Origin of the sequence: Amycolatopsis sp. SID8362 (assembly GCF_010550475.1) — a bacterium.
Classification (GTDB): Bacteria; Actinomycetota; Actinomycetes; order Mycobacteriales; family Pseudonocardiaceae; genus Amycolatopsis; species Amycolatopsis eburnea.
Genome location: NZ_JAAGNB010000835.1, coordinates 1 through 7,061 on the forward strand (window position 1 = coordinate 1; position 7,061 = coordinate 7,061).

Below are 7,061 nucleotides of genomic sequence, written 5' to 3' on the forward strand. Positions count from 1 at the left end.
ACGGAGCGCCGCGACCACCTCGCCGGCGCGCTCCCCGCGGCCCTGCTGGACCGCGCCGTCGACGCCGGCTGGGTCGTCCGCGACGGGCACCGCGCGGTGAAGGTCCTCCCGGCGGCGCGGCAGCCGTTCGCGGCGCTCGGCGTCGAACTCGAAGCGCTCGGCAGTCCTTAACACACCGGGTGTCCGGCGCGCGGCAGCGGTACACGAACGTGTTAACCCGGTCGCTTCACTATTCTGAGTGCCCCACGGCACTCGGGAGGGAGGCGGCATGGACCAGCTTCCCGTGCTGCTCGGCGTCGGCGGCGTCGTGCTCCTCGCCTCCGTGCTCGCCGTGCGGGTTTCGATCCGGCTCGGCCTGCCCTCGCTGCTGCTCTACCTCGCGATGGGCGTGCTGCTGGGCGAAGCCGGCTTCGGCATCCGGTTCGACAGCCCCGAACTGACCCAGTCGCTCGGCCTCGCCGCGCTCGTGATGATCCTCGCCGAAGGTGGGCTCACCACGCGCTGGTCGGCGGTGAAACCCGCGCTGGGCATCGGCATCGCACTGTCCACAGTGGCCGTGGTCGCGAGCATCGCGGTCACCGGCGCGGCCCTGCACTGGCTGCTCGGCCTCGACTGGCGGATCGCGCTGCTGTGGGGCGCGGTGCTCGCGTCCACCGACGCGGCCGCGGTGTTCTCCGTGCTGCGTTCGGCCGGGATCGGTAAACGGCTCACCGGCGCGCTCGAACTCGAGTCAGGAATCAACGACGCGCCGGCGTACATCGCGGTCGTCGTGCTGGCCGAGGGCACCACTGTGGACTGGTCGCTGCCGCTGCTCGCGGTCTACGAACTCGGCGCGGGCCTGGCCATCGGCCTCGCGTTCGGCTGGCTCGGCGGGATCGCGCTGCGCCGCGCCGCCCTGCCGGCGACCGGTCTGTACCCGCTGGCGACGGTCGCGGTGTGCGTTGTGGCGTACTCGTCGGGGCAGCTGGCGCACGCGTCCGGGCTGCTCGCCACGTACGTCGCCGCGCTGGTGCTCGGCAATTCGCGGCTGCCGCACCGTTCGGACACGCTCTCCTTCGCCGAGGGGCTCGGCTGGCTGGCGCAGATCGGCCTGTTCGTGCTGCTCGGCCTGTTCGCTTCGCCGGGCCGCCTGCTCGACGCGATCGTCCCCGGCCTGGTCGCGGGCGCGGTCGTGCTGCTGCTGGCACGGCCGATCTCGGTGGTGCTGTCGATGCTGCCGTTCCGCCTGCCGTGGCGCGAACAGGCGTTCCTGTCGTGGGCCGGCCTGCGCGGCGCGGTGCCGATCGTGCTCGCGATGATCCCGCTGTCCCAAGGGGTACCCGGCGCGCAACGGCTGGTGGACGCGGTCTTCGTCCTGGTCATCGTGCTGACGCTGCTGCAGGGCACGACCCTCGGCCCGCTCGCGCGCCTGCTGGGCCTGGCGAAGAAGTCCGAAGCGCACGAGATCGAGGTCGACTCGGCCCCGCTGGACGAACTCGGCGCCGAACTGCTCCAGGTCCGCATCCAGCCCGGCTCGAAACTGCATGGCGTGTACCTGTCCGAGCTGAGGCTCCCGATCGGAGCGACGGTCAGCCTGGTCGTCCGCGACGGCGCGGGCTTCACGCCGCAGAAGACGAGCCGGTTGCAGGAGCACGACCAGCTGCTGGTGGTCACGACGTCGGTGGTGCGCGATTCGGTGGAGCGGCGGCTTCGCGCGGTGGACCGGGCCGGGCGGTTGGCCCGCTGGAAGGGCGAGTCCGGCCGCTGACGCGGCGTGGTCGGGCGCGCTGCCGGGCTCGCGGCGGCCCGTTACGAACGACGTGAATGACTCATTCATGTCGCCAGACGACATGAATGAGTCATTCACGTCATCCACCCAGCGCGCACCTCACAAAAATCTCACTTGATCTTCCATCTCTCCCCCTTTTGGCTTAACGTGCGCTCATTCGAATGGGCGAACATCAAGCCAAAGGAGCACCCAGAGTGACGAACCTGCGCGGGGCAGCCGCAGCCCTCACGATCACCGCCGCTCTCGGGCTGCTCGCCACCCCGGCCGCAACCGCCGAAGTAGCCCCATTTCCCACCCTCGCCCTGCCCTTCAAATCAGGCCAGCAGGTCTACTCCGCCGGCATCCACTCCGACGACGGCAGCACCGGCGTCAAGAACGCCATCGACTTCAGCCCCGCCGACCGCACCGTGCGCGCGCCGCTCGCCGGGACCGTCCACCTGCAGCACTGCGCGGGCGGCGACTGGGTCACCATCGACCACGCGGGCGGCTGGCGCACCGGCTACTACCACATGGAGGGCATCAAGGTCACCGACGGTGAGCACGTCGAGGTCGGCACCGAACTCGGCTCGACCGGCAACGCGCTCCCGTGCGGCGGCAGCAGCACGGGCGCCCACGTGCACTTCACCCTCTGGACCCTCCCGGACGCCCCGGCGGCGAACTGGGACGGCGTCGCGTTCGGCGCGGTCTCGACCACCCTCGCCACCGCGTACGGCGAGCCGGTCGACGGCAAGTCGCTGGGCGGCTGGCGGTTCACCGCGGGCGCCGGGCAGTACGAGGGCACCGCGACGCACCTCGCCGACAACGCGGTCACCGCGCTGCCGGGGCGGTTCCGCGCCAAGCCCTGACCCTGTGAGCGGCGTCTCAGAATGTGAGGCGGGGGTTGGCCGTCCGGCGCGTTTTCGGTTACCTTCTGTGCCAGGTCATGAGTGCCAGCGCGAAGCCCCGGCTTGCTGGCCGGCAACCCTCCTACCGCGGTGGGGTGCCCCGGGTGAAGACCGGGCCGGTCGCGTCCCGCGACGGGCAAGCGCGGGCCCCTCGCCGGGGTCCCCCGGACCGCCGAGGAGGCACCCGATGACTCTCGCCATCGACCGCACCAGCGTCACCGCTCACCCCGTGAAGATCGTCGAAACCGTTGCGCCGCAAGGCATTCCCACGGTCGCCGGCGCCGCGCTTCGGGTCCCGCTCGTCACCGGGGAAACCATCGGCTACGCCAACCTCGACCACGCGGCGAGCGCCCCCTGTCTCGACGCCGTCCGCGCCAAGGTCGACGAGTTCCTGCCCTGGTACGCCAGCGTCCACCGCGGCGCCGGCTTCGCCTCCCAGGTCTCCACCAAGCTCTACGAGCGCACCCGCGACGTCCTGCGCCGGTTCGTCGACGCCCGCCGGACCGACACCGTCGTCTTCACCCGCAACACCACCGATTCCTTCAACCTCCTCGCGCGCAGCCTGCCGCGGCACACCACCGTCGTCGTCTTCGACACCGAGCACCACGCCGCGCTGCTGCCGTGGCAGGGCCCGAACGTCCGGCGGATCCCGACGCCGCGCACGCGCCTCGCCGCGGTGTCCGCTGTGGACGAAGCGCTCGCGGATTCCCCGCAGGGGCCCCGGCTCGTGGTCGTCACCGGAGCGTCCAATGTGACCGGTGAGCTGCTCCCGGTGGCCGAGATCGCCGCCGTGGCGCGGAAGCACGGTGCCCGCGTCGCCCTCGACGCCGCGCAGCTCGCGCCGCACCGCCGGATCTCGATCCGCGAGCTGGACGTCGACTACGTCGCCATCTCCGGCCACAAGCTGTACGCGCCCTTCGGCGCGGGCGCGCTGATCGGCCGCGCCGACTGGCTGCGCGCCGCCCGCCCGTACCTCGCCGGCGGCGGGGCCACCAAGCTCGTCACCGAAGACGCCGTCGTGTGGAACGACGGGCCGGAGCGCCACGAAGCCGGTTCGCCCAACACCGTCGGCGTGTACGCGCTCGGCGTCGCGTGCGAGACCCTCTCCCGCGACTGGGACGCCGTCGTCGCGCATGAGCAGGCTTTGCTCGCCCGGCTGCGCAAGGGCCTCGAGAGCATCCCGGGCTGCGCCGAACTGCGGCTGTTCGACGCGCCGGTCGACCGCGTCGGCACGGTCAGCTTCACCGTCGCCGGGTTCGACCCGGGCTGGCTCGCGGCGGTGCTGTCCGCCGAATACGGCATCGGCGTGCGCGACGGCGCCTTCTGCGCCCACATCGCGGCCAAGCGCCTCATCGCCGTCGCCGGCGGCGAAGGGCAGCAGGCCATCCGCGTCAGCCTCGGCCTGGGCAGCACCGAAGAGCACGTCGACCGCGTGCTGCTGGCGCTGCGCCGGATCGTCGCGCGCGGGGCGGACTGGGAGTACGCGAAGGTGGACGGCCGCTGGGCCCCGGTCGGCGACCCGCGGGAGCTCCCGCCGTTCTGCTGAGCGCTAGCCTGGCCCGATGGGGAGAGGGCCGCGCTTCTGGTTTCCGCTGGCACTGCTGGGATTCGCGCAGATCGGTCTGGCGGTGGTCCAACTGCCGTCCCGCCGGCGCCCGGCCGAGGGCGACTTCGTCAACGTCGTCTCCGGCCCGCTGGAGCAGCGGCTCGGCACCGGCTACCCGGTGCCGCAGTTCCTCACCCAGGACACCTACGCCGCGCCGGGCGCGGGGCTGCCGGCCGGTCCGGCCTGGCTCGTCGCGCTCGGCGTGGTCCTCGCCGGCACCGCCGTCTGGTACTGGTTCGCGGTGCGGCCCGTTCACCGCGGGCGGTACGTGCTCGGCGCGGTCGCCGCGCTGGTCGCCGTCCCGCTGCTCGACCTGGTCGGGTCCTGGCAGTTCCGGCTCGGCGACGGGCTGCGCGGCCCGCTGCTGGCCACGCTCGGCCTGCTGGTGCTCGCCGCGTACGAACGCAGCGTGCTCGTCCTGCTCACCGCGGCCCTGTTCGCGGTCGTCGCCGTCGTGCTTTCGGCGGACCTCATCGGCGTCCTGCTCGCGGCGATCGTCCTGCTCGCCGCCGCCTTCGCCGCGCTGCTGCGGCACCGCCGCGACACCGCCTGACCAGCGCCGTGGACAATGGACCGGTGAGCACCGAGCCCAGCCGTCCCGAACCCGACACCGCCGCGCCCGAAGAGGCGGTGCCCGACGAGGCGGCCGACGCCCCGGAGAACCCCGAGGTCCCGGCGAAACCGCTGCTGCCGAAGCGGCGGGTCGGCTGGGTGTTCGCGGTCGCCGTCGTGTTCTGGGCGATCGACCTGGTGACGAAGAACCTGGTCACCGCGAACCTGGAGGGAAAGGAGCCGGTCAAGGTCCTCGGCGGCCTCATCTACCTGCAGGTGACCCGCAACCCCGGCGCCGCGTTCTCGATGGCCACCGGCATGACGTGGGTGCTGGCACTGGTCGCGCTCGCCGTCGTCATCGCGATCATCTGGCTGTCGCGGCGGCTGCGTTCGATCGGCTGGGCGATCGGCCTCGGGCTGGTGCTCGCCGGCGCCACCGGCAACCTGACCGACCGCATCTTCCGCGCGCCCGGCGGGCTGCAGGGCCACGTCGTCGACTTCATCTCGGCGTTCGTGCCCAACGGCGAGGGCTTCGCGATCTTCAACATCGCCGACTCGGCGATCTGCGTCGGCGGCGCGCTCATCGTGCTGCTGTCCCTGCTGGGCAAGGACTACGACGGCACGTCGACCAAGGACAAGAAGAAGCAGGAGGACCCGGCGTGAGCTCGCGCATGCTCCCGGTGCCCGACGGGCTCGACGGGATGCGGGTCGACGCCGGCCTCGCCAAGCTGCTCGGCCTCTCCCGCACGGTCGTCGCGGAGCTGGCCGAAGCCGGTGACGTGCTGCTCGACGGCCGTCCCGCGGGCAAGTCCGACCGGCTCACCGGCGGTGGCCTCCTGGAGATCACGCTGCCGGAGCCGGCGAACCCGGTCGAGGTCGTCGCCGAGCCGGTCGAAGGCATGCAGATCCTCCACGACGACGACGACATCGTCGTGATTTCGAAGCCGGTCGGCGTCGCCGTGCACCCGAGCCCGGGCTGGACCGGCCCGACGGTCGTCGGCGGCCTCGCGGCGGCCGGCCTGCGCATCGCGACATCGGGCGCGGCTGAGCGCCAGGGCGTCGTGCACCGGCTCGACGCGGGCACCACCGGCGTGATGGTGGTGGCCAAGAGCGAGCACGCGTACACGGTGCTGAAGCGGGCGTTCAAGGAGCGCACGGTCGACAAGGGCTACCACGCGATCGTCCAGGGCCACCCGGACCCGACGCGCGGCACGATCGACGCCCCGATCGACCGCCACCCCCGCCACGACTACAAGTTCGCGGTGGTCCAGGGCGGCCGCCCGAGCGTGACGCACTACGAAGTCGTCGAGGCCTTCCGGGCGGCGTCGCTGGCGCACATCAAGCTCGAAACCGGGCGGACGCACCAGATCCGCGTCCACTTCTCGGCGCTGCGCCACCCGTGTGTCGGCGACCTGACGTACGGGGCCGACCCGGTCCTGGCGCGCCACCTCGGCCTGAACCGGCAGTGGCTGCACGCGAAGACGCTGGCCTTCGCGCACCCGGCGGACGGCCGATGGGTCGAGTTCGAGTCGGAGTACCCGGACGACCTGGCGAACGCGCTGAAGATCCTGCAGGACGAGAGCTACTAGTCCCGCCGCGGCCCGAACGTAGTGAATGACTCATTCCTGTCGTCCGACGCCATGAATGAGTCATTCACTGCATCCGGAACCAGAGACCGGCCGCGCTGCTAGTCCTCGATCGACCAGGTCAGCGTGCGCTCGTCCGGCTCCGGCCGGGGGCTCCACCGGACCGACACCACGCGCGTCGCGTCCGGGAGGACGTACACCGTGTGCCCGCCGAGGGTCTCGCCCGGCTTGACGCCGATCTTGTGCGGCGGCCGGGACGTCAGCGACACCGGCGCCTTGCCGATCGCCGTCCCGTCGGCGGTGAGCAGCTCGAGGTAGTTGTCCGGCAGCGACGCGAACGGGATCGACCCGCGGTTGGTGATCTCGGTGTGCACGACCACCGCGCGTTCGCCGTCCTCCAGGCGGTAGCCGGCCGCGCTGAACAGGTAGTCCGCGGGGTCCTGGACCTCCAGGAGCTGCACGGACAGCTGCTCGCCCTCCAGGCCCTGGGTCTCCATGACCTCGCCGAGCTTGCCGCGCTTGCCCGTGCCGGCCGGCTTGACCGGCTCGTCGCCGCGGGCCCACGACGCCGTCTGGGGGAGGCCCCAGGTGCTCACGGCCGGGTCCAGCGGCACCGGGGGCGGCGTGAACGGGCGCGGCGGCTGCGGTGGGCGCGGCGGCGGGCC

The 7,061-nt window shown here is 72.4% G+C and carries 6 protein-coding genes, 2 pseudogenes and 1 riboswitch; of the genes and pseudogenes, 7 read left to right on the forward strand and 1 reads right to left on the reverse strand.

All coding sequences use genetic code 11. The annotated features are described in order from the left end of the window. The 7 genes and pseudogenes from G3I65_RS57530 to G3I65_RS26130 form a co-directional block, all read left to right on the forward strand. Nucleotides 1-171, forward strand: a pseudogene (locus tag G3I65_RS57530) (transcriptional regulator); the annotation flags it as partial. Between the two features lie 97 nt (nucleotides 172-268). After that, nucleotides 269-1,747 carry a potassium/proton antiporter gene (locus G3I65_RS26105; RefSeq protein ID WP_160698453.1) on the forward strand — a complete coding sequence of 493 codons (1,479 nt, stop codon included), beginning with the start codon at nucleotides 269-271 and terminating at the stop codon, nucleotides 1,745-1,747. Nucleotides 1,748-1,962: 215 nt separating this feature from the next. Beyond that, complete coding sequence (locus tag G3I65_RS26110) at nucleotides 1,963-2,613, forward strand: M23 family metallopeptidase (RefSeq protein ID WP_309235704.1); 651 nt, start codon at nucleotides 1,963-1,965, stop codon at nucleotides 2,611-2,613. Nucleotides 2,614-2,686: 73 nt separating this feature from the next. Continuing rightward, a riboswitch (SAM riboswitch) is annotated at nucleotides 2,687-2,801 on the forward strand. Between the two features lie 38 nt (nucleotides 2,802-2,839). Next, nucleotides 2,840-4,198, forward strand: coding sequence for an aminotransferase class V-fold PLP-dependent enzyme (locus G3I65_RS26115; protein WP_160698455.1), 1,359 nt, complete (start codon nucleotides 2,840-2,842; stop codon nucleotides 4,196-4,198). A gap of 16 nt (nucleotides 4,199-4,214) precedes the next feature. Further along, nucleotides 4,215-4,811 carry a hypothetical protein gene (locus G3I65_RS56555; RefSeq protein ID WP_203612511.1) on the forward strand — a complete coding sequence of 199 codons (597 nt, stop codon included), beginning with the start codon at nucleotides 4,215-4,217 and terminating at the stop codon, nucleotides 4,809-4,811. 23 nt (nucleotides 4,812-4,834) lie between these two features. Next, nucleotides 4,835-5,473 (forward strand): signal peptidase II, encoded by a 639-nt coding sequence (gene lspA, locus G3I65_RS26125; RefSeq protein ID WP_375336717.1) that lies wholly within the window; start codon nucleotides 4,835-4,837, stop codon nucleotides 5,471-5,473. Further along, nucleotides 5,470-6,399 (forward strand): RluA family pseudouridine synthase, encoded by a 930-nt coding sequence (locus G3I65_RS26130; RefSeq protein WP_160698456.1) that lies wholly within the window; start codon nucleotides 5,470-5,472, stop codon nucleotides 6,397-6,399. The genes lspA and G3I65_RS26130 overlap by 4 nt, the downstream gene beginning before the upstream one ends. A 98-nt stretch (nucleotides 6,400-6,497) precedes the next feature. On the opposite strand, the pseudogene G3I65_RS26135 reads toward G3I65_RS26130, so the two are convergent. Beyond that, nucleotides 6,498-7,061: pseudogene (locus tag G3I65_RS26135) on the reverse strand (DUF5067 domain-containing protein); the annotation flags it as partial.